Source organism: Pseudacidovorax intermedius (assembly GCF_003350475.1).
In the GTDB taxonomy this organism is placed as follows: domain Bacteria; phylum Pseudomonadota; class Gammaproteobacteria; order Burkholderiales; family Burkholderiaceae_C; genus Xenophilus; species Xenophilus intermedius.
In genome coordinates this window covers 100,316-122,590 of sequence record NZ_QQAV01000004.1, presented here as the reverse complement: position 1 = coordinate 122,590, position 22,275 = coordinate 100,316, and the positions used below count along the sequence as shown (strand labels likewise).

The window sequence follows — 22,275 nt, the reverse complement described above, 5'->3', positions numbered from 1 at the left end:
TTTCGAACATCGCCCCATGGCACCTCTTCTCCCCACGATCCACGATCCCGCCGACCTGCGCCGGCTGCCGCGCGAGCAGCTGCGCCAGCTGGCCGACGAGGTGCGGGCCTGCGTGCTCGACAACGTGTCGCGCACGGGTGGCCACCTCAGCTCCAACCTCGGCACGGTGGAGCTCACGGTGGCGCTGCACTACGTCTTCGACACGCCCGAGGACCGCATCGTGTGGGACGTGGGCCACCAGACCTATCCGCACAAGATCCTCACCGGCCGGCGCGAGCGCATGCCCACGCTGCGCCAGCAGGGCGGCATCTCCGGCTTTCCGCAGCGCACCGAAAGCGCTTACGACACCTTCGGCACAGCCCATTCCTCGACCAGCATCTCCGCCGCCCTGGGCATGGCCCTGGCCGCGCACCAGAAGGGCGAGACGCGCCATGCCATCGCCGTGATCGGCGATGGCGCGATGACCGCCGGCATGGCCTTCGAGGCGCTGAACAACGCGGGCGTGTACGACGACGCCCGGCTGCTGGTGATCCTGAACGACAACGACATGTCGATCAGTCCGCCGGTGGGTGCGCTCAACCGCTACCTGGCGCAGCTGATGAGCGGGCAGTTCTACGCGGCGGCCAAGGAGGTCGGCAAGAGCGTGCTCAAGGCGGCGCCGCCGCTGTTCCAGCTCGCGAAGCGGCTGGAGGAGCAGGCCAAGGGCATGGTGGTGCCGGCTACGCTGTTCGAGAAGTTCGGCTTCAACTACATCGGCCCCATCGATGGCCACGACCTCGACTCGCTGATCCCCACGCTGGAGAACCTCAAGCAGCTCAAGGGTCCGCAGTTCCTGCATGTGGTCACGCGCAAGGGCCAGGGCTACAAGCTGGCCGAGGCCGACCCGGTGGCCTATCACGGGCCCGGCAAGTTCGACCCGTCCATCGGCCTGGTCAAGCCCGCTGCTGCGCCGAAGAAGACCTTCACCCAGGTCTTCGGCCAGTGGCTGTGCGACATGGCGGCCAAGGACGGCCGGCTGGTGGGCATCACGCCTGCCATGCGCGAGGGCTCGGGCCTGGTGGAGTTCGAGCAGAAGTTTCCCGATCGTTACTACGACGTGGGCATCGCCGAGCAGCACGCCGTGACCTTCGCAGCCGGCCTGGCCTGCGAGGGCCTGAAGCCGGTGGTCGCCATCTACTCGACCTTCCTGCAGCGCGCCTACGACCAGCTCATCCACGACGTGGCGATCCAGAACCTGCCCGTGGTCTTTGCGCTGGACCGCGCGGGCCTGGTGGGGGCGGATGGCGCCACGCACGCGGGGGCCTACGACATCCCTTTCCTGCGCTGCGTGCCCAACATGGCCGTGGCCTGCCCGGCGGACGAGGCCGAATGCCGGCAGTTGCTGTCCACAGCCTTTGCGCAGAACCATCCGGTGGCGGTGCGCTATCCGCGCGGCGCGGGCGTGGGTACCGTGCCTGCGTTGTCGCTCGATGCCCTCCCGTATGGCAAAGGTGAAGTGCGTCGCCAGGGCCACCGCATCGCCATCCTGGCTTTCGGCACGCTGCTGTACCCGGCGCTGGAGGCCGGCCAGGCACTGGACGCCACGGTGGTCAACATGCGCTGGGCCAAGCCCCTGGACGAGGCGTTGCTGCGCGAGGTGGCCGAGGGCCACGAGGCGCTGGTGACGATCGAAGAGGGGGCCATCATGGGCGGTGCGGGCAGCGCCGTGCTCGAGGCCTTGCAGGCCGCGGGCATCCAGCGTTCCGTACTGCAACTGGGCCTGCCCGACCGCTTCATCGAGCATGGTGACCCGGCCCGCCTGCTGGCCGGGCTGGGGCTGGATGCCGCGGGCATCCGCAGCGCCATCGAGGCGCGCTTCGGCAGTGCCTGATCCGCGCGCTGCGCGGGCGCGTTCCGGGCACCGCAAGGGGAAACCCCACGGGGCTGCCGGGTGCATCTTTTTAGAATCGGCCCTCTTCAGAGTCGACAACGCGGCCACGGGCCGCGTTCGTATTTCAGCTGTTCAACGGAGTCAAGCTCATGGATCGTCGTTCCATCATCAAAAATGCCGGCCTCGCTGGTGTCCTGGCCGCCGGTGTGGCGCCAGCGGTGCACGCGCAGGCCGCAGTGCGCTGGCGCCTCGCATCGAGCTTCCCTCGCTCGCTCGACACCATCTTCGGCAGCGCCGAAATGCTGTCCAAGACGATCAAGGCCATGTCGGGTGGCAAGTTCGAGATCACCGTGCACCCCGCCGGTGAACTGATGCCGGCCTTCGGCGTCGTCGATGCGCTGCAAGGCGACACCATCGAGATGGCCCAGTCCGCCGCCTATTACTTCACCGGCAAGGACCCGGTTTTCGCCTTCAGCTGCGCCGTGCCCTTCGGCCTGACCGCGCGCCAGAACACCGCCTGGAAGGACTACGGCGGTGGCCGCAAGCTGCTCGACGACTTCTTCGCCAAGTACAACTTCCGCACCGCCAGTGCCGGCAACACCGGCACGCAGATGGGAGGCTGGTACCGCAAGGAAATCAAGACCGTCGAGGACCTCAAGGGTCTGAAGATGCGCATGGGCGGCGGCGTGTTCGGCGAGGCGATGCAGAAGCTCGGCGTGGTGCCGCAGAACATGCCGGCCGGCGACGTCTACCAGGCCCTCGAGAAGGGCACGCTGGATGCGGCCGAATTCGTCGGCCCCTACGACGATGCCAAGCTGGGCTTCAACAAGGTCGCGCCCTACTACTACTACCCCGGCTGGTGGGAAGGCGGCGCCGACCTGGAGTTCTTCATCAACGTGAAGAAGTTCAATGCACTGTCGGACGAGAACAAGGCGATCCTGAACGCTGCGATGGCCGTAGCCGCCACCGACATGACCGCCAAGTACGACGCCTACAACCCCATCGCGCTGAAGAAGCTGGTGGCCGAGAAGACCCAGCTGAAGGCCTTCCCCAAGGCCGTGATGGACGCGGGCTTCAAGTCGTCGATGGAAGTCTTCGCCGACCACGAAGCCAAGTCGCCCGAGTTCAAGGCCATCCACCAGAGCATGCGCGCCTTCCAGCGCGACCAGATCCTGTGGAACCGCTTCTCGGAGTACCCGTTCAACCAGTACATGAACGGCGTCAAGATCTGACGAAGGTGCGGGCACCGAGCCTGCCGCAGGGCGGGCTCGACGACTCGATGCACACACAAGAAAGCCGCGCAGTGCGCGGCTTTTTTGCGTCTGTCGTCATGGCCCTCGGTGATGACCGTGAGGCCCGCGCCGACGTCGCTCGAGGCACGACATCCGGCGCAGGCGCCCGCACTGGACGCGGGCGGGCAGGTGGCGGCTAGTTGGAAGGCTGCGCCCGCTTGAGCGCCTCTTCCATCGCCTTGACCGGATCGTCCGGGGTGGACGCCGGCGCGTCCGCGTCGGGTGCGGCGGGTGCCGCCTCCGGGGAAGCCGGTGCCGCGGGGGCCGAGTCACCGCCCGGCGCGGGCGTGCCGCCGTAGGGCTCTTCCCCGCTGCCGTAACCGGCGTCCGGCGAGGCCTCGCCGCCTTGGGGCTGCAGGCTCTCGCGCATCTGGTCGCCGATGCTCTTCAGGTCGTAGCTCTGCACCTTGTCGAGGCTGCCTGTCACCAGGTTCGGGAACGAGATCATCACGGCGACCATGACCAGTTGGATCAGCACGAAGGGAATGGCGCCCTTGTAGATCTGCATGGTCGTGACGGGCTGCATCACGGTGCGGGTCACGCGGTCCACGTACGGCTTGTCCGGCGCCACCGAGCGCAAGAAGAACAGCGCGAAGCCGAAGGGCGGGTGCATGAAGGAGGTCTGCATGTTCATCGCCAGCAGCACGCCGAACCAGATCAGGTCGATGCCCAGCTTGTCGGCCACGGGGGCCAGCAGCGGCACCACGATGAACGACAGCTCGAAGTAGTCCAGGAAGAAGGCCAGGAAGAAGATCAGCAGGTTCACAGCGACCAGGAAGCCCACCTGGCCGCCCGGCAGGCTGGCCAGCAGGTGCTCGACCCAGATCGGCCCGTCCGCCGCCTGGAAGACCAGGCTGAAGATGGTAGCGCCGATCAGGATGAACATGACGAAGCTGCCGAGCTTGGTGGTGGCGGCCAACGCCTGCTTGAGCAGCGTCATGTCCAGCCGCCCGCGCGCCCAGCCCATGATGAGCGCGCCGATGGCGCCCATCGCCCCGCCTTCGGTCGGCGTGGCGATGCCCAGGAAGATCGTGCCGAGCACCAGGAAGATCAGCAGCAGCGGCGGGATGAGCACGAAGGTCACGCGCTCGGCCAGCCTGGACAGCAGCCCTAGCCGCAGGTACTTGTTGAGCAGGGCGATCACCAGCGCGACGAAGGTGCCGCCGCACATCGCCACGACCACCTTTTCGTCCGTGGCGACCGAGGTCACCGTCTGGCCGCTCCACCAGCTGTGCACGTCGGTCAGGTGGCGCGCAACCAGCACCGACACGACAAAGGAGATGACCATGAGCACCAGCAGCGAGCGATAGCCACCGCTGCCGTCGGGCTCGCGGTAGATGCGGGCCTCGGCGGGCAGCGCCGGCACGCTGGCGGGCCGGAAGATGGCGAGGAAGGCCACGTAAAGCACATAGCAGCCCACCAGCATGAAGGCCGGCACGAAGGCGCCCTTGTACATGTCGCCCACGCTCTTGCCGAGCTGGTCGGCCATGATGATCAGCACCAGCGAGGGCGGGATGATCTGGGCCAGCGTGCCCGATGCCGCGATCACCCCGCTGCTGAAGCGGCGGTCATAGCCGTAGCGCAGCATGATGGGCAGCGAGATCAGGCCCATCGAGATGACCGAGGCGGCCACCACGCCGGTGGTGGCGGCCAGCAGCGCGCCGACGAAGACCACGGCCAGCGCCAGGCCCCCGCGCATGGGGCCGAACACCTGCCCGACGGTGTCGAGCAGGTCCTCAGCCATGCCGCTGCGCTCCAGGATGAGCCCCATCAGCGTGAAGAAGGGCACCGCGAGCAGCGTGTCGTTGGCCATGATGCCGATCAGGCGCTGCGGCAGCCAGGCCATCACCGAGGACTGGAACACCCCCAGTTCGATGCCGATGATGCCGAAGGTCAGCCCGCAGGCGCCAAGGCTGAAGGCCACCGGGAATCCCAGCAGCAGGAAGCAGATGAGCCCCGCGAACATGATCGGGGCGAAATTGGCGGTGATGAACTCCACGTCGTGTACTCCCGTGCGGTTCAGCGGGCCTGCGGCGCCGTGGCGGCCGCGTTGGCATTGCGGGCGTCGGCTTCGGCGCGCTGGCGCAGCACCTCGGCCAGTTCTTCCTCGGCGGTCTTCTCGCCGGGCTTGACGGTCGGGTCAGGGCCATCGCCGGTGAGGAAGGCGATGCGCTTGATCAGCTCGGACCAGCCCTGCAGCAGCAGCAGGGTGAAACCGATCGGCAGCGCCAGCCACACCGGCCAGCGGATCAGTCCGCCGGGGTTGCCCGACATTTCGCCCGAGGCGAACTTCTGCATCGTCATGGGCACCGTGTAGTACAGCACCAGCAGGCACACCGGCGTGAGGAAGAGCGTGAAGCCCACGATGTCGATCCAGATCTGCGCCTTCTTGGGCAGGCGGCTGTTGAGCACATCGATGCGCACATGCTCCCGGTTGAGCAGCGTGAAGCCCGCAGCCACCAGGAAGGACCAGGCGAACAGGTACCACTGCACTTCAAGGAAGGCATTGGAACTGGTGTTGAAGATGTAGCGCACCAGCGCGTTGAGCGCACTGATGGCGGTCGACGCCATGATCAGCCAGATCACGACTTTGCCCACCTGCGCATTGAGCCAGTCGATGGTGCGCGAGAGCCTCAGCAAGCCTTGCATGTCTACTCCATTTTTGAATTGGGCCTCTCAGATACGAACACACCCGGCACGCTGGCGTTGTGGGCCGCGAGCCGGGTGCGAAAGGCGGGCGGATTCTAAGGGGCCGCGCCGCGTCGACCATGAGGCGACCCCCCAATCAGCGCGGGCCTTCAGCAGCGCCCGGCAGCGCGTTCTGGACCGCGGGCTGCGCGGTCTTCGCAGGGTCGGTTTCGGCAGTGCCGCGGGGTGCGGGTGCGCAAGGACTCAGCGCTCGGTCGGGCCGCGTCCCACCATCGCGCGGATGCGCTCGATGAGTTCCTCGATGTCGAAGGGCTTGGCGATCATGTCCATGCCGGGCGCGAGGAACTCCGACCGGATCGCGGCGCGTGCGGCATAGCCGGTCATGAACAGCACCCGCAGGCCCGGCCGCTGCTGGCGGGCGATCTCCGCCACCTGCCGGCCGTTGAGGCCTGGCAGGCCGACATCGCTCACCAGCAGGTCGATGCGGCGGTTCGACTGCAGGATGGGCAGTGCCGATGGGCCGTCGGCGGCCTCCAGCGTCTGGTAGCCCAGATCGACCAGCACCTCGCGAACCAGCAGGCGCACGCCCGGGTCGTCCTCCACCAGCAGCACGACCTCGCCCTCGGTCGCCAGCGGCCTGCCTGCATCGCGGCTCGCCTCCGGCTGCTCGGCGGGCGGCTCGTTGGAGCAGGGCAGGTACAGGTCCACGCGGGTGCCCTGGTCGGGCACGCTGTCGATGCGCACATGGCCGCCCGACTGCTGGGCGAAGCCATAGACCATCGACAGCCCGAGCCCGGTGCCCTGGCCGATGGGCTTGGTGGTGAAGAAGGGGTCGAAGGCCTTGGCCAGCACGTCGCGCGGCATGCCGCTGCCGGTGTCGGCCACAGTGATGCGGACATAGTGGCCAGGGCGCAGCGGCTCCATTTCGCCGTCCTTCACCGCCAGGTGCGCGGTGGCGATGCGCAGCAGGCCGCCCGAGGGCATGGCGTCGCGTGCGTTGATGGCCAGGTTGAGGATGGCGCTCTCCAGCTGGCTTTCGTCGCCGACGGCCAGGCAGGCTTGCGTATCCAGCGCCACGTCCAGGCGCACATGCTCGCCCAGCGTGCGGCGCAGCATCTCCTCCATGGAGCGCACCAGATGGTTGACGTCCAGCGGCTTCGGATCGAGCGACTGGCGGCGCGAGAAGGCCAGCAGCCGCTGCACCAGCGAGGCGGCGCGGTGAGCCGATTGCGTGGCGCTGTCCATGAAGCGCTCCAGCCCCTCGGTCTGGCCCTTGGCCACGCGCCGCCGCATCACCTCGATGGCGCCGGTGATGCCCTGGAGCATGTTGTTGAAGTCGTGCGCGATGCCGCCGGTGAGCTGGCCGATGGCTTCCATCTTCTGGCTGTGGCGCAGCCTTGCCTCGGACTCGCGCAGCGCCGTCACGTCGCGGCCGACCGCATGCAGATAGGGCGCGTCGGGCACGGCCGTCCACGACAGCGTGCGGTAGCTGCCGTCGCGGTGGCGCATCCGGCCTTCGTAGCGCAGCGTGGGGATGCCCTGCGCCAGTCGCTCGAACTCGCGTTCGGCAGCGGCCAGGTCCTCGGGATGCGAATAGTCCAGCAACTGGCCACCCAGCAGTTCCTCCTCGCGCCAGCCGAGGATGGCGTACCAGGCCGGGTTGACGTGCAGGATGCGGCCGCCCAGGTCGGCGATCACCATCACGTCGGTGGACAGCTGCCACAGCCGGTCGCGGTCGCGCGTGCGTTCCTCCACCCGCTGCGCCAGGGTGGAGTTCATGGCCTCCAGTTGCGCCTGTGCGGCCTTCTGGTCCTCGATGTCGGTGGTGGTGCCGATCCAGCGCACGCTGCCGTCGCCGCCCTGCACGGGCTGCGCGCGCACCAGCTGCCAGCGCCAGCGGCCGTCGTAGCGGCGCAGGCGAAGCTCGGTACTGTAGGACGTCAGCCCGGTGCAGGCACGGGCCCAGGCGGCACGCATCGAGGAGTGGTCCTCGGGGTGCAGGGTCGCCAGCCATCGGTGGCCAAGAAGCTCGTCCGGGCGGGCGCCGGTGTAGTCGAGCACCTGCTGGTTGACCCAGTCCAGCGCGCCGTCGGGCCCCGCCGTCCACACCTGGTTGGGCACGGCCTGGGCGAGGGCGCGAAAGCGCGCCTCGCTTTCGCGCAGAGTGGCCTGGGCCAGGTGGCGCACGGTCACGTCCTGCACCACGCCGCGCATGAGCAAGGGCGTGCCGGTGCTGTCGCGCACGATCTCGGCGCGGCGCCAGATCCAGCGCAGCCGGCCGTCGTCGGCGCGGCGGATGCGGTACTCGACATCGAGCGGGGCGCTGCCATCGCTGCGGCTGCGGGTGTCGGACATGCCCTCCGCCTCGCCGGGCACCTTCAGGCTCTCCAGCACCGAGGAGGGCACGGGCGCGGCATGGGCCGGCAGCCCGAAGGCGCGGTAGAAGCCGGGCGAGGCAGTGACGGTGTCGCCCGGGATGTCGAGCACGAACACGCCCACGCCGCCGGCCGCCTGGGCCAGCCGCCATTGCTCTTCCATCTCGCGCAGGTGGGCTTCGCTGGCGGCCAGGCGGCGCGTGGCGTTCACGCGGGCGGTGGTCTCCTTGACGATGCACAGCACCCCGCAGATGCGGCCGTCATGCTCGCGCACGGGCGAGTAGGAGATGTCGAAGAACACGTCCTCCATCTGCCCGTGGCGGTTGATGCGGAAGGGCCGGTCCTGGGCGGCCACCGTCTCGCCGAAGTGCAGCACGCGGTCCAGCAGCGGCTGCAGGTCGTCCCAGAGTTCGCTCCAGTGCTCCCGCGCGGGCCGGCCGAAGGCGGCGGGATGCTTGTTGCCGATGGTGGGCGCGTAAGTGTCGTTGTAGAAGGCGACGTAGTCCTGGCCCCAGAAGAGCACGATCTCCGCCTGCGACGGCATCATCATGTCGATCAGCATGCGCAGCGTCGGCGGCCATTGCTCGGGCGGCCCCAAGGGGCAGCAGTCATGGGTTAGCGCGCGCGCGAGGGCGGCGCATTCGCCTCGGACGAAGGGCCAGTGGGTGGGGACGGATGCGGCACGCATAGGTCGCGGAAGTGCGGCCGGATTATGGTGGCGCCGCCGGTGTGCCGATGTCAGCGGATCACGCGTCGTGGGCCGTTCCGGCCTGGCGGCTGCGCATGCGGTCGATCCACTGGCCCAGGCTGAAGTGGGCGCCGGTGCCGGCGTCCCGCGCGATGCGGATGCGGCCGATGGAGAGCGTGCGCAGGTCCTCGCGCCCGGTGCCGCGCGCGACGATGACCTGGCGGTACAGATCCAGCCGTTCCACCGTGATCACCCGGTCCGAGGCCTGGCCGTAGATGTCCGTGTACTGGATGCGCAGCGTCGGATGCGGGTTGTCGTACAGCGCGCTGTGGGGCGCGGGCCGGGCCGCCGCGGGCGGTGGTGCGGGCGGGCTGGCCATGGCGCTGGCGTTGCCGCCTTGCAGCGGCATGGCCAGGGTGCCCGAGCGCGAGCGGGCCGTGTCGATGCGGTGGTGGCGCTGCCGCCAGGCGCGCGATCCATCCCAGAGGCGCCAGGCCAGGGCCGCCAGCCCCATGACCACGGCCGATGCCAGCATCCAGTGTTCCCAGCGGCCGAAGCTCAGCGGTTGCATCGCGTCCTCCCAATGCGGATGGCACCGCCACCCCGCGCCAGGGGCTGCAGGCGCAGCGCCACCGGAATGGGGCGGGCCGGGTGCCTCGGAGGATTCTAGGAAGGCGCAGGCCTTTCCGGCCAGCGGGTGCGCTCAGCGCTGCGGCATGTCCTTGTACGAGTAGCCCAAGCTGACGGTGGCGTCCTCGGGGATGGGCGGCATGGTGGCGTTCCAGTCTTCCCATTGCTGGCGCATGGCGGCCAGTCGGGCGGGCTCGCGCGGCGCCAGATTGGCCCGCTCGCGTTCGTCGGCCGGGATGTCGAACAGGTAGTCGTGTCCATCCACGCGCAGGTACTTCCAGCGGCCGTCGCGCAGGGCGCGCTGGCCGCGGTGGTTCATGCGCCAGTGCAGCGGCCGCGCGAAGGTGGCGGCGGGGTCGCGCAGCACGGGCATGAGCGAGACGCCATCCAGCGGGTACTCGGGATCTGCGGCGACGCCAGCGGCGTCGAGCATGGTGGCCGACCAGTCCATGGTCATGCACAGCTGCTCGCTGCGGCTGCCGGGGGCGACGGTGGCCGGCCAATGGGCGATCCACGGCACGCGGATGCCGCCTTCGGTCAGGTCCATCTTTCCGCCCACCAGGGGCCAGTTGTCCGAGAAGCGCTCGCCGCCGTTGTCGCTGGTGAAGACGATGAGGGTGTTGTCCAGTTGGCCGGTGCGGCGCAAGGCGTCCACGATCCAGCCGATGCCTTCGTCCATGTGGTGGATCATGCGGCGGTAGACGTGGATGTTGCCGCCGGCCAAGTCGAACAGGTTGTCCTTGACGGCAGGGGCGCGGCCAGCGTCCTCGCGCGTTTCCCAGGGCCAGTGCGGCGCGGTGTAGTGCAGGCTCAGGAAGAAGGGCGCATCGCCGGGGGCCATGCGCTCGACGTAGTCCACGGCGCGGTGGGAGAACAGGTCGGTGAGGTAGCCCTCGTCGTGCCTCTCGTCCTCGCCGAAGAACAGGTCGTGCGTGCCGCGGCTGTCGCAGTGGGTGAAGTAGTCCACCCCGCCCGACAGCGGCCCGAAGAACTCCTCGTAGCCCGAGCGCAGCGGCCCGAAGGCGGGCGGATAGCCCAGGTGCCACTTGCCGATCAGGGCGGTGCGGTAGCCGGCGTCCTTGAGCAGCGAGGGCAGGGTGGGGTGCGAGGGTGGCAGACCCAGCGTGGTGCTGCCGCGGCTCTTGCTGTTGATCGGCTCCTCGGCGGCGCCGCGCAGCCGGTACTGGTAGCGGCCGGTGATCATGCCGAAGCGCGTGGGCGAGCACACGGGCGAATTGGCGTAGCCCTGGGTCAGCAGCAGGCCGTCCGCAGCCAGCTGGTCCAGCACTGGCGAGACCTTGCCGAAGGGCGCGTCGCGCCCGCCGTAGCAGCCCAGGTCGGCGTAGCCCAGATCGTCGGCGACGATGAAGATGATGTTGGGGCGGCCAGCCCCGGCGGTGGTGGTGGCGTTCATGGCTGGTAGCCCGAGGTCTTGACGACAGGTGCCCACTGGGCGCGGAAGGCCTTGAGCATCGCCTCGGTTTCGGCGCGGGTGCTGACCACCGGCTGCATCCTGGCGTCGGTGAACTTGCGCTGGGTGTCGGGTTCCTGCATCACGTCGTGGATCTCGCGTGCCAGGCGGTCGGCCTTGTCGCGCGGCATCGAGGCTGGGGCGAAGAAGGCGTTCCAGCCCACGGCCGTGATGTCCAGGCCGGCTTCCTTGAAGGTGGGCACGTCGGGTGCGAAGGCCGAGCGCTTGGCGCTCGAGACCGCCAGGATGCGCACCTTGCCCGATTCATGCTGCGGCAGCAGCACGTCGAAGGTGTCGACGGCGATGGGGATCTGGCCGCCGATCAGGTCGGTCATCACCGTGGAAGAGCCGCGGTAGCCCACCACCTCGGTCTTGACCTGCGCCTTCTGGCCCAGCATGAGCGCGAAGAAGTGCGGCAGGCTGCCGGTGGCCGGCACGCCCACGTTGGCCTTCTCGGGGTTGGCCTTCATCCAGGCCAGCAGGTGCGACAACTGCTTGACCGGCACCGCGCTGCCCACCACCAGGCCGAACTCGTAGTTGTTGACGTTGGACAGCGGCTGGAAATCGCGCTCCGGGTCGTAGCCGTTGTCCTTGAAGACCAGCGGCGCCACCACCATGACGGCCGGGTTGGCCACCATGATCACGTTCTGGCCGGCGGGCGTGTTTTTGACCTGCTGGGCGGCCAGGCGGCCACCCGCGCCTGCCTTGTTGTCCACCACGACGGGCACGCCCAGCTTGGCGGTGAGGCGGTCGGCCACGATGCGGGCGACGCGATCGGTGGCGCCGCCGGGGGCGTAGCCGACGACGATGCGCAGGGGGCCGTCGAGTGCCGGCTGCGCGGAGGCTGTGCCTGCCAGGGCGGCAAGGGCCAGGGCCGCGGCGAAGCGGTGGAATGTTCTGCGTGGACTCATGGGTGACTACCGGATCGCTCGAAATGAAGCTCGCGCGACTGTAGGGCCGCCACAATCGATGGATCAGATCCATCATCCCTCGGATTTACCCCATGACCCGCCGTCCCCACGCGGCCTCCGCCCGTCCGGCCTCCCTCGATCCGCTGCTGCTGTATCGCATGTCGCGCGTGATCGCGGTGGCGGGCAGCATGGTGCTGCGGCTGTGCGAGGGGCGCTTCGGCATCACCCGGCGCGAATGGCGGTTGATCGCCACGCTGGCAGGCAAGGGGCCCATGGGCTCGTCCGAGCTGGCGCAGCAGACGCAGCTGGACCGGGTGCGCACCTCGCGCGCGCTCGGTTCGCTGGTCGACAAGGGGCTGGTGCTGCGGCAGCGGGCGAGCGGCGACCGGCGGCACGTGGCGGTCGCGCTCAGCGAGCGGGGTCAGGGGATCTACGACGCGCTCTATCCGCTGGTGACCGAGCTCAACGAACAGTTGCTGCAGGCACTGGGCGAGTCGCAGCAGCCCTTCCTCGATGGCCTGGACCGGCTGGAGGCGCGGGCACTCGAACTTGCCGCGCAGGCCGAGCTGCCCAAGGCCCCTCGCGGGCGCCGAAGCGGCTGAGTGCCGCCGCACACCGCCGGATCGCGGACGGGTCTGCCGCGTGTCTCGGCGGCGGCGCAGCGCTTCAGAGAGCGCCCGGTTGCGCCAGCGCGCTTGCGCCGATGTCCTCGCCGGTGCGTTCGCGTCGGGCAGCCCCCGGCTCACCTTCGATCCGCATGCGTGGCAGGAACTGCGGGTACTCGCGCTGCATGAAGTCGATCACGCCCTCGCGCACGCGGCACCGCAGGTCCCAGGCCAGGCCCGAGCTGGCGGCGGTGCACAGGATGCGCAATTGCATGGTGCGCTCGGTGGCGTCGGTCACCACCAGGTTGAAGAAGCGGCCGTCCCACTCGGGCGCGGCCTTGACCACCCGCTCCACCTCGGCGCGCAGCGGCGCCAGCGGCATCCCGTAGTCCACGAACAGGAAGACCGAGCCCAGCAGCTGCGAGCTGTTGCGCGTCCAGTTCTGGAAGGGCTTCTCCATGAAGTAGTTGAGGGGAATGATCAGGCGGCGGTCGTCCCAGATGCGCAGCACGACGTAGGTGCCGGTGATCTCTTCGACGCGGCCCCATTCGCCCTCGACGATCAGCACGTCGTCGATGCGGATCGGCTGGGTCAGCGCGATCTGGATGCCCGCGATCAGGTTGCTGAACACCGGCTTGGCCGCCAGACCGCCGACGATACCGATCACACCGGCCGACGCAAGCAGGCTGGCACCGACTTGCCGCGCGCCTGGAAAGGTCATCAGGGCCATGGCCGCGCCGATGATCACCGCCACCACCATCGCCGTGCGGGAGAGCACGCGCGCCTGCGTGAGGATGCGCCGTGCGGCCATGTTGTCGGCCACATCCACCGGATGGCGGGCGATGATGCCGTCGGCCAGGCCGCCGATCAGCCGCACGACCAGCCAGGTCAGGCACACGATCAGCAGCAGCCCGTTGAGGTGGCGGATGTTGCCGATGAATTCCAGGTCATCCGGCGCGGCTTGCCAGACCGTTTGCAGGGCCAGCAAGGGCAGCACGGCACTGGCGGGTGCGCGCGCCGCCTGCACCACCGTGTGGACCACCGGAAGCGGCCGCGTCACGCGCATGAGCACGGCGCGGCCCACGCGGAAGATGACAAGGGCGATGACCACCGCCACCACGGCGGCGATCAGGGTCTGGGTCCAGGGCAGGGCGAGGATGGCTTGAAGGTTCATTCGGCATCTCCATGCGGCAGCGCAGGCGGTGGGCCGGCGGCGAGCCGGCAACCGCAGTCAGGCGCTGCGGGGTTGCTGAGAAGGGCCTGCCGGCAGCATGGCGGGGTCGCGCAGGATCTGCGCCACATCCGCCTTGATCTGCATGGCAATGCCCGCGGCGAGGTCGAGCCGGCGCAACAGCCAGGGGCTGATGTCCTGGTCGAAGGGGTCCGGCAGGGGCACCGGCCCGGAGGACAGCGAGGCCGCGGGGGCGGCATCCGGCGCATCCGCCGGTTCCGCCCGCTCGGGCGCTCCGGCGGGACGAGGCCCGATCGCCTCGTCGATGCGCCGCGCGGCGCGCTCCAGCGGGCCTTGCACCTGCGACGGTGTCAGCCGGTCGTGCCGCAGCACGAGCATCGACTTCACCGACGACAGCTGCGCCAGCAGCTGGTAGCTGTGAGCCTGCAGGCGCTCCAGCGGTTCCAGCGGCGGCTGCACGGCACGCGGCTCCGACAGCGAGCGCTGCGTCGCCTGCACCAGCGCCGAAAGGGCATCGAAGGCCTCCCGGCGCGCCAGCCGCCATTCCAGTTCAGGGGCCGTCTCCAGGGCATGCAGTTGGCCGAGCGACAGCGACAGCCGCGCATGCCGGGCCTGCGCTGCCACCGTCCGCCGCACCAGGGCCGGAATCTGCGTGCGCTCCCAGGATGGCAGCACATAGCAGAAGGCCCACGCCAGCGCCGCGCCGATCAGCGTGTCGGCAATACGCTCCCCCAGCGCAAAGGTGGGCGCCGCGCCGGCATAGAGCTGGTGCGCCTGAACAAGCCCCAGCACGGTAGCCGCCACCGCCGTCAGGGTGTACTTGCGCACCGCAAAGCCGTGGGCGAAGGCCTGGGCTGCCGTCATGGCCAGCAGCAGCTCCACGGGGCCGGGATGGGTGGCCAGCAGCGCCACGGCGAACAGGCTGCCTACCAGCGTGCCGGCCACGCGCTGGTTGCGCCGCTCCAGCGTCTGCGCCAGGCTGCCGCGCAACACCACCACGATGGTCAGCAGGATCCAGTAGTCGTGCGAGCCCCAGGGCATCAGCACGGCGATGACGTAGCCAGTGGCCAGCGCAAGCGCCGCGCGGATGGCATGGCGCAGCGGCGGCGCGTCCCAGCGCCAGAGCGCGAGGAAGGGCCGGATCGACCACTCGGTGGGACTGACGAAGACCTGCCAGTGGGCGCGGACCACGGCCAGGTCCGGCGCTTCCTCGCCGCGCGCCAGGCGGGCCAGGCGCACCGTCTCGTCATTGAGATGGGCCAGCCGGTTGGCCAGGCCGCGGGCCAGTTGGCCGGGGGAGGGGCCGCCGAAGGCCGCCGTCTCGTCCGCATCCGCCGGGATGGCGGCCAGTTGCTGACGTCGGTCGGCAATGGTGGCGGGCCGGCGCATCTGCAGCAGCGCGTCGGCCAGGGCTTCAACATCGCCGGCCATGGCCTCCAGCACGCTGCGCATGGCGGCCAGCTGCGCGCCGTGCCGCGGATGGCTGCGCAGCGTCTCCAAGTCGAGCTCACTGGCCAGCAGGTGGTCTCGCATCTCCAGCACCGTCATCAGCATGCCGGCCAGGCGCTGGCGGTAGGGCGTACGAGGCGATTCGAACACCAGGTCGCGGGTGGACTGCAGCTGGTCGGCCAGCGCCGCCTGCGCGCGGAGCATGGCGCCGAGCGCCGGCGCGTCGACCTCGCGCACGTCGCTGGATTCGTCCCGCGCGCGGAACTGCCGCGCCTGCGCCCGCATCAGCCCCGCCATCGACAGCAGCAGGTCGGCCATGTACTGCGTGCGGTAGCGGGCGTTGAGCACCAGGTTCATCAGCGTGGCGTAGACCACGTACAGCGCCGAGCCCAGCGCCATGTGCCCCGTGCGGGCCAGCGCCTCACCCAGGCCGGAAGGGGGACGTGTCGCCATCGAGAACACCATCGCCAGCATCAGCGCGATGGCGATCGGGATGCCCCGCTTGCCCCAGGCCATGGCAAGGAAGGCCAGGAACGAGGCCGGCACCAGCAGCAGGCCGAGCCGCCCCGGCATGGTGTGCAGCATCTGCACCGCGAAGAACAGCGGCAGGCTGAGCAGCGCCGCCGGCAGCAGCTGGCGCAGCTTGCCGCGGCGCGGCGCCGCGCGGTCGGGCGGGCTGGCGACGATGACGCCGGTGGCGGCTGAGGCGGCGGCGGCCGCATCCAGCCAGAGATGGACGCCGCCCGAAATCAGCAGGAGGCCAAGCGCGACCGACAGCCCGTTCGTGACGTCGTGGCTGAGGGCGGTGCGCAGGCTTTTGCGCACCTGGGGACGGCCGGCCGTGCTCAGGCTCACGCGCCCGGATTGCCTTCGTTGGTCTCGGGGGCGCGCTTGACGCGGGTCAGCTTGCGGGGCGCTGCCGGCGCGGGTGCCGGCGCCTCGGCGGCGCCTTCGGCCTCGGCGTCGTCAGTGCCCAGGCCCACGGTGGAGCGGGCATAGATGTCGGCCGAGTCGTCGACACCGGCGGCGCGGCGGCTGGGGTCGACCGAGCGGATGCGCTCGGTGGCGGCCAGCTTGTCGTCCACGCCGGCGAACTTGGAGTACTTGCTCAGGATCGGCACCAGCTGGCCGTAGATGCGCGGCGTGCCGGCCAGCAGCTCGCGCTGGTCCAGGAACTCGCCTTCGCCGGTGAAGTTGCTGATCAGGCCACCCGCCTCGGTCACCAGCAGCGAGCCGGCGGCGGCGTCCCAGATGTTGAGGCCCGTCTCGAAGAAGGCCTCGGTGTAGCCGGCGGCCACATAGGCGAGGTCCAGCGCGGCGGCGCCGGGGCGGCGCAGGCCGGCAGCGCGGGGCATCAGGTCGGCCATGATGGCCAGGTACTGCTTGAAGTTGTCGCCCGTGCGGAAGGGGAAGCCGGTGGAGATCAGGCTCTCGGGCAGGCGGATGCGCTTGGACACGCGGATGCGCCGCTCGTTGAGGTAGGCGCCGCGGCCGCGCGACGCGGTGAACAGGTCGTTGCGCGTCGGGTCGTAGACCACGGCCTGCTCGATCTTGCCGCGCACCGACAGCGCGATGGACACGCAGTACACAGGAAAGCCGTGGATGAAGTTGGTGGTGCCGTCCAGCGGATCGATGATCCAGACGTACTCCGAATCGCGGGCGCCGTGCTCGCTGCCCGATTCTTCTGCCAGGATGCCGTGGCCGGGATAGGCCGTCAGCAGCGTCTCGATGATGATCGCCTCGGCGGCATGGTCCACCTCGGTCACGAAGTCGTTCACCTGCTTCTGCGAGACGCGCACCGCTTCGACATCGAGCGCGGCGCGGTTGATGATGGCGCCGGCGGCGCGGGCGGCCTTGATGGCCACGTTGAGCATGGGATGCAGGTTGGACGACATGGGTTGTGCGAGGAACGGGTGCGGGCCCGGCCCGCCAGAGACGCGTCCGGCGATGCGGACGGAAAAGAAGGCACGCATTTTAGCGGGGAGTGCGTTCGCCGCTCTACAATGAGAACAATTCTCAAAAAGTCTGCGATCGTCAGCCAGACCGTGCGCGCCGCCTGACGCGGTGCCCCCAGGTCCAGCCAGCGATGCGAAGTTGCCGCCTCCAGGTGGCAACGCTCGCGTGCCTTGCCTGGAGCCTTGTCCATGTTCCCGACCTGCCGGGCCGCTGCGGCGGCCCTCGTCCCGTGGCGCGATGCCGTGCCTTCCACCCTTCGCCGACGCGCGGCCGACCCCGGTGCGCGGCTGCCGCGTCCGCCGGTCCACGGGGGACTCGCAGTCCCGGCGAAGCCGGAGGCGGCCCGATGAGCGGCGCGCTGCCCCTCGCTCAGCAGTGGCTGGCCCGGACCTGGCAGGCCGGCCCTGTCGTTTCGCGCATCGCTGCGGCCGTGGGCGGCGGCTACGCGCTCGGCGCACTCACCAGCGTGGCCGCGCTCGCGCTGCCGGCCAGCCGCCCGCAGACGGTGCTAGGCGGTGCGCTGGCCAGCTTTGCCGTCTTCGCGGCGGCGGTGATCTGGGTGTTCGCGGCGCGCAGCGCCACGCGGGCCTGGGTCGGACTGTTGATCGCTGCGATGCCGTTGCTGCTGGCCAGCGTCTCGGTCTGGCGTTCGGGAGCGGCCGGATGAAGAAGCACGCCCCGCCCGCGCGCGGCCTGCGCCAACGCATGTCCGACCTGCACATCTGGGCCGGCCTCCTGGTCGGCTGGCTGCTCTACGCCATGTTCCTCACGGGCACGGTGAGCTACTTCAAGGAAGAGATCTCGCAGTGGATGCGGCCCGAGGTGCCGCACCGTGCCGACCGCCCCGACCTCGCCACCGTGGCCGAGCGCGTGACGGCCGGCCTGCAGGCGCGCGCCCCGGACAGCACGCAGTGGAGCTTCGCGCTGCCCGACGACCGCAATCCCCTGGCCGACGCCTTCTGGCGCAAGCCGGCCGCGCAGGGGCGCCGCGCCTTCGAAAGCGCCAGCTTCGACCCGCACACCGGCCAGGTGGTGGCGGCGCGCGAGACGCGCGGCGGCGAATTCTTCTACCGCTTCCATTTCCAGTTCCACTACATGCCGGTGCTGTGGGGGCGCTGGCTGGCCGGCATCTGCGCCATGTTCATGCTGGTGGCCATCGTGAGCGGGGTGATCACGCACAAGAAGATCTTCACGGACTTCTTTACCTTCCGCTGGGGCAAGGGGCAGCGCTCCTGGCTCGACGCGCACAACGTGCTGTCGGTGCTCGGGTTGCCCTTCCACCTGATGATCACGTACACCGGCTTGGTGACGCTGATGCTGCTGTACATGCCCTTCGGCGAGCAGGCGGCGTTCAAGACGCCGGCCGAGCGCCGCACGCTCAACGCCCAAATGAGCGCCTTCGTCCAGCCGCAGACGCCCAGCGGCCAGGCCGTAGCGCTCGCGCCCATCGGCCCCATGGTGCGACAGGCGCAAGCGCGCTGGGGTGCCGACGCCCTGGGGCGCGTGACCATCGCCAATCCGGGCGACGCGGTGGCGCGGGTGGTGGTCACGCGCGGCGACGAAGGCCGGGTGTCGGTCAGTCCGCAGTACATGCTCTTCGAAGGCAGCACCGGCCGCCTGCTGGAGGTCAGGGACCGTGTGGGCCCGGCCGCCGAAACCCGCGGCGTGATGTACGCCCTGCACCTCGGCCGCTTCAGCGATGGCGTGACGCGCTGGCTCTACTTCCTCGTCAGCTTGGCGGGCACCGCCATGGTGGGCACGGGCCTGGTGATGTGGACCGTCAAGCGTCGCGCCAAGCTGCCCGACCCGGCGCGACCCTATTTCGGCTTCTGGCTGGTGGAGCGGCTGAACATCGCCGCCATCGCCGGCCTGTCGATCGCCATGGCCGGCATGCTGTGGGCCAACCGGCTGCTGCCCGTCGGCATGGCGCAGCGCGCCGAATGGGAGGTCGACCTGTTCTTCATGGTCTGGGGGGCAACCCTGGCCTGGGCGCTGCTGCGGCCGGCCCGCCGGGCCTGGATCGAACTGCTGTGGACCGCCGCCGCCGTGCTGGCGCTGCTGCCGGTGCTGAGCTGGCTGACCACCGGTCGCCACCTGCTGGCCAGCCTTCAGGCGGGCGACGGCGTGTTCGCCGGCATGGAGCTGACGCTGTGGGCCCTCGCCGCGCTGCATGCGGTGCTGGCTCTGCGCACGATGCGGCACCAGGCCCGTCTGCCCAGGCCGCGGGCATCGGCGAAGGCGGCCGTCCCGCGGACGCCGGCCGATGGGCTGGCTGCCGAAGGGGGTCGCTGATGCACGCGCTGGTCACTGCACTGCTGCTCGCCGGTTTCGCGCTGCTGGCGGCAGCGATGGAGCGGCACCAGGACGACCTCTTCGGCCGGCCGCTGCCGGCCCGTCTCACCGCGCTGCTGCGGCTCGGAGGCAGCGCCGCGCTGCTGCTCGGTCTGGCCGCCGCCGTGCAGGCCTGGGGCTGGGCCGTGGGGCTGGTCGTCGGTTGCGGCCACCTGAGCGTCGCGGCCGGTGCGGTGGTGCTGGCGCTGGTGGCCTGGAACCGGCGCCACGGCCGCTGAAGGCGCGCGGCGGCATCACGGCCGCCGCCGCCATCCTCACTCCGCGATCCGGCTGCTGCTGTACTGCGGATCGGCCTGGATTTCCGCCTCGGTGAACGGCACCTTGAGCCACTGCTTGGCGCTGTAGCGCCGGGTGTAGTCGCCGTTGTGCGGCGAGGCCGGATCGTCCGATTGCGAGAAGGTCAGGAAGGTGTGGGCCTGGACCCCCGCCGCGTCGAACTGAACCACCTGCATGTAGCTGTTGCCGTTGGGGTCCCCGTCCATGCTGTAGCCGCCTTGCTCGATGCGCTGCTCGGAACAGGCGATGGTGAAGTAGCCGACATTGCCGCAGCCGCCATAGAGCGGGATGCGCACGCCGCCGCGGGTGGCGAACAGCGTCTCTCCCCGCGGCGCATTGAGCGCGAAGCCACTGGCCTGGATCGCCAGTGTGGCGGCGCCCATCGCCTGACGCAGGCTGGCGGCGGCCGCGGGCTGCAGGTCGCGCGGCGTGTTCAGCGGGTCGGCGGCGTCGAAGGGCACGGCCCACAGCGCGGCCGCGCCGAGCTTCTCGGCCCGGCGCCAGAACTCGTCCCATACATGCGCGCCGCGGGCGTCGGCGTTGCCGGTGGAATCCCAGTTGCGCAGTTGGTCGCAGGCGGCAGCGATGTCCACCGTGCGCGCCGGGGAATAGGTCTGGCCGGTGGCGGCATCGGCGCTCACGCTGACCGTGGTGGGCGCGGTGCAGGCCAGCGTCAGGGCCTGGCTCTTGACCAGCTCCGCGCTGAGCACGCGGCTGCCCAGCACCATGCGCTGCACGATGTCGGGCGTGGCGCGGTTGCCGGCATAGCCGTCGGTGCCGGCCAGTCGTGCGCGGGCCATCAGGTGGCCCATGCGGGTGCGCAGCGACTGCGCCTCCGTGCCGGTCGGGCCGATGATGGACGGATAACCCGTGAGTGGCGCGTCCGGGTTGGCCAGCCAGTAGCTGTCGTTCATGTTGGCGACGTAGTCGTCGCGCAGCAGCCCGGGCATCTGGGTGGCCGGCAGGGCCCCGGGCTGTGCGGCAGCGGGGTCGACCGTCCAGTTGCACGCCGAGCGCGAGCCGTCCAGCACGGGCACGCGGGGCAGGGCCGCCGCCAGCGCGGCGCTGAACGGCGTGGCGCAGGCCGAGAGCTGCGCCGGCGGCACATTGGGCATGGCGCCGATGTCGCCGTACCAGGCCTGGCTGCTGCCGCGGCCCACCGCCACGGTGTTCACCCAGGGGATGGACGATTCCTCCTTCTGGATGGCGATCAGCTCGTCCAGCGACTTCGCCGTGTTCCAGCGCATCCAGGTGCGGAACAGCCGGTAGTTGTCGGCATTGATGTCGCGGATGGCGAAGGCGCTGGTGGCCGACCACGCCAGCGCCGGGTTGAGCGTGCCCAGGTTGACCATGGGCCCGTACTCGCTGCGGTAGAGCGTGCGGGTGACGGGGGCGCCGTCCTTCACGGCGACGGTGATGCGCTGGGCCGTCATCTTCACCTTCTGGCCATCGCGCATATAGGCCGTGGGGTCGTCAGAGGCCAGCGTCAGCTGGAAGAAGCCGAAGCGGCGCGCCGTCGAGACTGTGTGGCTCCAGGCCACCCCGTTGTTGAAGCCGATGAGGATGACCGGGATGCCCAGGAAGGAGCTGCCGCTCACGTCCAGCTCGCCCGGGATGGTCAGCTGCGCCTGGTAGAAGCGGTCGGGCCCGCGCCAGTACCAGTGGGGGTTGCCGAACAGCACCGGCCCGCCGCCGGTGGCCGCGCCTCCGAAGCCGTACATGTTGCTGCCCACCCCGGACTCGCCGCCCACTTCGAGCGCGGGCGCCGCAATGTTCTGCGGGCGCAGCACGGCGTACTGCCGGGCAGGGCTGCGTAGCGTCCGGCGGGTGGTCGTGATGGGCGCCGGCGGCTGGGCGTTGGCGATGGCCGAAAGGAAGTTGCTGTAGCCGGCGGCAAAGTTGGCCTGGTACATCCGGCGCCACAGATCGGCGGTCGTGACCGTCGTGACCCAGGCCTGGTCGCGGCAGGCTGCGTGGCGACCGGGACTGCCGCCCGACTTCAGCTCGCGCACATAGCGGTTGTAGCCGGCGGTGAAGCCTTCCACCATCTGCAGCAGTTTGGCGGGCTGGGCCGCCATCACGGCCTGGATGCGGGCGTCGTCCATCACCTGGCGGTGGAAGAAGTCGGAGTCGATGTTCTTCGGACGGCCGATGGTGCCGCTGGTGGTCACCTGCGCATCCGCGCCCAGCCAGCGCGAGCGCTCGCCGCGGTAGGTGAGGAAGGCATCCGCCATCGTGCACAGCGCATCCTGCGCCTGGGCATAGCCGTAGCCGTAGCCCACGCCACCCCAGTCGGCGGCCTTGATGTGGGGAACGCCCAGCGCGGTGCGGCGGATTTCGGCCTGGTAGGCAGCCGCAGGCGCCGGGGCCGGCGAGGGGGCAGGCGCGGGCGCGGGAACGAAATGGCTGGTGCCGCCGCTGCCGCCACAGGCGGCCAGCGAGGCGATGGCAAGCAGGGTCAAGGGCCGCAGATGGCGGCCGAGCGAAGGGGTCACGGTGGTCTCCTGTTTCTTGTTGGCGGCGTCTTGGCACGCCAGCCGGCAGCGTAGGGTGTTGCGC

16 protein-coding genes are annotated in these 22,275 nt (G+C 70.0%); 6 read left to right on the top strand and 10 right to left on the bottom strand.

Features of this window, described 5'->3' with window-relative positions:
- Positions 1–16: 16 nt before the first annotated feature.
- Together dxs and DFR41_RS12650 are read left to right on the top strand one after the other, a co-directional pair.
- Complete coding sequence (dxs, locus tag DFR41_RS12655; protein ID WP_114802940.1) at positions 17–1,870, top strand: 1-deoxy-D-xylulose-5-phosphate synthase; 1,854 nt, start codon at positions 17–19, stop codon at positions 1,868–1,870.
- Positions 1,871–2,019: 149 nt separating this feature from the next.
- Positions 2,020–3,102 carry a TRAP transporter substrate-binding protein gene (locus DFR41_RS12650; protein WP_017762306.1) on the top strand — a complete coding sequence of 361 codons (1,083 nt, stop codon included), beginning with the start codon at positions 2,020–2,022 and terminating at the stop codon, positions 3,100–3,102.
- A gap of 196 nt (positions 3,103–3,298) precedes the next feature.
- On the opposite strand, the gene DFR41_RS12645 is transcribed toward DFR41_RS12650, so the two are convergent.
- From DFR41_RS12645 to DFR41_RS12620, 6 genes are all read right to left on the bottom strand, one after another.
- Positions 3,299–5,161 (bottom strand): TRAP transporter large permease, encoded by a 1,863-nt coding sequence (locus DFR41_RS12645; protein WP_114802939.1) that lies wholly within the window; start codon positions 5,159–5,161, stop codon positions 3,299–3,301.
- Between the two features lie 20 nt (positions 5,162–5,181).
- Entirely contained in the window at positions 5,182–5,811 is a 630-nt protein-coding gene (locus DFR41_RS12640; RefSeq protein WP_114802938.1) for a TRAP transporter small permease subunit, read from the bottom strand.
- 243 nt (positions 5,812–6,054) lie between these two features.
- Positions 6,055–8,748, bottom strand: coding sequence for a hybrid sensor histidine kinase/response regulator (locus tag DFR41_RS12635; protein WP_211322581.1), 2,694 nt, complete (start codon positions 8,746–8,748; stop codon positions 6,055–6,057).
- A 184-nt stretch (positions 8,749–8,932) separates the two neighbouring features.
- Positions 8,933–9,445, bottom strand: a complete 513-nt coding sequence (locus DFR41_RS12630; RefSeq protein WP_114802936.1) for a hypothetical protein — start codon at positions 9,443–9,445, stop codon at positions 8,933–8,935.
- 132 nt (positions 9,446–9,577) lie between these two features.
- Positions 9,578–10,918: a sulfatase family protein gene (locus DFR41_RS12625; RefSeq protein ID WP_114802935.1), complete on the bottom strand. Its 1,341-nt coding sequence runs from the start codon at positions 10,916–10,918 to the stop codon at positions 9,578–9,580.
- Positions 10,915–11,886, bottom strand: coding sequence for a Bug family tripartite tricarboxylate transporter substrate binding protein (locus DFR41_RS12620; RefSeq protein ID WP_114802934.1), 972 nt, complete (start codon positions 11,884–11,886; stop codon positions 10,915–10,917). Before DFR41_RS12620 ends, DFR41_RS12625 begins: the two co-directional genes overlap by 4 nt.
- Positions 11,887–11,978: 92 nt before the next feature.
- Between DFR41_RS12620 and DFR41_RS12615 the strand changes: the two genes are divergently transcribed.
- Positions 11,979–12,488, top strand: a complete 510-nt coding sequence (locus DFR41_RS12615) for a MarR family winged helix-turn-helix transcriptional regulator (protein WP_017762313.1) — start codon at positions 11,979–11,981, stop codon at positions 12,486–12,488.
- 64 nt (positions 12,489–12,552) lie between these two features.
- On the opposite strand, the gene DFR41_RS12610 is transcribed toward DFR41_RS12615, so the two are convergent.
- The 3 genes from DFR41_RS12610 to DFR41_RS12600 are packed head-to-tail and all read right to left on the bottom strand — an operon-like array spanning position 12,553 to position 17,027.
- Positions 12,553–13,665: a mechanosensitive ion channel family protein gene (locus DFR41_RS12610; RefSeq protein ID WP_114802933.1), complete on the bottom strand. Its 1,113-nt coding sequence runs from the start codon at positions 13,663–13,665 to the stop codon at positions 12,553–12,555.
- A gap of 57 nt (positions 13,666–13,722) precedes the next feature.
- A complete protein-coding gene (locus DFR41_RS12605; RefSeq protein ID WP_114802932.1) occupies positions 13,723–15,987 on the bottom strand; it encodes an FUSC family protein in 2,265 nt (754 codons plus the stop codon).
- Complete coding sequence (locus DFR41_RS12600) at positions 15,984–17,027, bottom strand: inositol monophosphatase family protein (protein ID WP_114802931.1); 1,044 nt, start codon at positions 17,025–17,027, stop codon at positions 15,984–15,986. Before DFR41_RS12600 ends, DFR41_RS12605 begins: the two co-directional genes overlap by 4 nt.
- 407 nt (positions 17,028–17,434) lie before the next feature.
- Here DFR41_RS12600 and DFR41_RS12595 point away from each other — a divergent pair, with 407 nt between their 5' ends.
- The 3 genes from DFR41_RS12595 to DFR41_RS12585 are packed head-to-tail and all read left to right on the top strand — an operon-like array spanning position 17,435 to position 19,658.
- Positions 17,435–17,755, top strand: a complete 321-nt coding sequence (locus DFR41_RS12595) for a DUF3649 domain-containing protein (protein WP_114802930.1) — start codon at positions 17,435–17,437, stop codon at positions 17,753–17,755.
- Positions 17,752–19,380, top strand: a complete 1,629-nt coding sequence (locus tag DFR41_RS12590) for a PepSY-associated TM helix domain-containing protein (RefSeq protein WP_114802929.1) — start codon at positions 17,752–17,754, stop codon at positions 19,378–19,380. Before DFR41_RS12595 ends, DFR41_RS12590 begins: the two co-directional genes overlap by 4 nt.
- Positions 19,380–19,658 (top strand): DUF3325 domain-containing protein, encoded by a 279-nt coding sequence (locus DFR41_RS12585; RefSeq protein ID WP_114802928.1) that lies wholly within the window; start codon positions 19,380–19,382, stop codon positions 19,656–19,658. Before DFR41_RS12590 ends, DFR41_RS12585 begins: the two co-directional genes overlap by 1 nt.
- 36 nt (positions 19,659–19,694) lie before the next feature.
- Here DFR41_RS12585 and DFR41_RS12580 read toward each other — a convergent pair whose 3' ends face one another.
- Positions 19,695–22,211: a penicillin acylase family protein gene (locus DFR41_RS12580; protein ID WP_244917733.1), complete on the bottom strand. Its 2,517-nt coding sequence runs from the start codon at positions 22,209–22,211 to the stop codon at positions 19,695–19,697.
- Between the last annotated feature and the right edge of the window lie 64 nt (positions 22,212–22,275).

Bases quoted from the DNA above. Each gene is read 5' to 3' on its own strand.
- dxs (WP_114802940.1), top strand. From the start codon at position 17: ATGGCACCTCTTCTCCCCACGATCCACGATCCCGCCGACCTGCGCCGG.
- DFR41_RS12650 (WP_017762306.1), top strand. From the start codon at position 2,020: ATGGATCGTCGTTCCATCATCAAAAATGCCGGCCTCGCTGGTGTCCTG.
- DFR41_RS12640 (WP_114802938.1), bottom strand. From the start codon at position 5,811: ATGCAAGGCTTGCTGAGGCTCTCGCGCACCATCGACTGGCTCAATGCG.
- DFR41_RS12635 (WP_211322581.1), bottom strand. From the start codon at position 8,748: ATGCTGATCGACATGATGATGCCGTCGCAGGCGGAGATCGTGCTCTTC.
- DFR41_RS12630 (WP_114802936.1), bottom strand. From the start codon at position 9,445: ATGCAACCGCTGAGCTTCGGCCGCTGGGAACACTGGATGCTGGCATCG.
- DFR41_RS12625 (WP_114802935.1), bottom strand. From the start codon at position 10,918: ATGAACGCCACCACCACCGCCGGGGCTGGCCGCCCCAACATCATCTTC.
- DFR41_RS12620 (WP_114802934.1), bottom strand. From the start codon at position 11,886: ATGAGTCCACGCAGAACATTCCACCGCTTCGCCGCGGCCCTGGCCCTT.
- DFR41_RS12615 (WP_017762313.1), top strand. From the start codon at position 11,979: ATGACCCGCCGTCCCCACGCGGCCTCCGCCCGTCCGGCCTCCCTCGAT.
- DFR41_RS12610 (WP_114802933.1), bottom strand. From the start codon at position 13,665: ATGAACCTTCAAGCCATCCTCGCCCTGCCCTGGACCCAGACCCTGATC.
- DFR41_RS12600 (WP_114802931.1), bottom strand. From the start codon at position 17,027: ATGTCGTCCAACCTGCATCCCATGCTCAACGTGGCCATCAAGGCCGCC.
- DFR41_RS12595 (WP_114802930.1), top strand. From the start codon at position 17,435: ATGAGCGGCGCGCTGCCCCTCGCTCAGCAGTGGCTGGCCCGGACCTGG.
- DFR41_RS12590 (WP_114802929.1), top strand. From the start codon at position 17,752: ATGAAGAAGCACGCCCCGCCCGCGCGCGGCCTGCGCCAACGCATGTCC.
- DFR41_RS12585 (WP_114802928.1), top strand. From the start codon at position 19,380: ATGCACGCGCTGGTCACTGCACTGCTGCTCGCCGGTTTCGCGCTGCTG.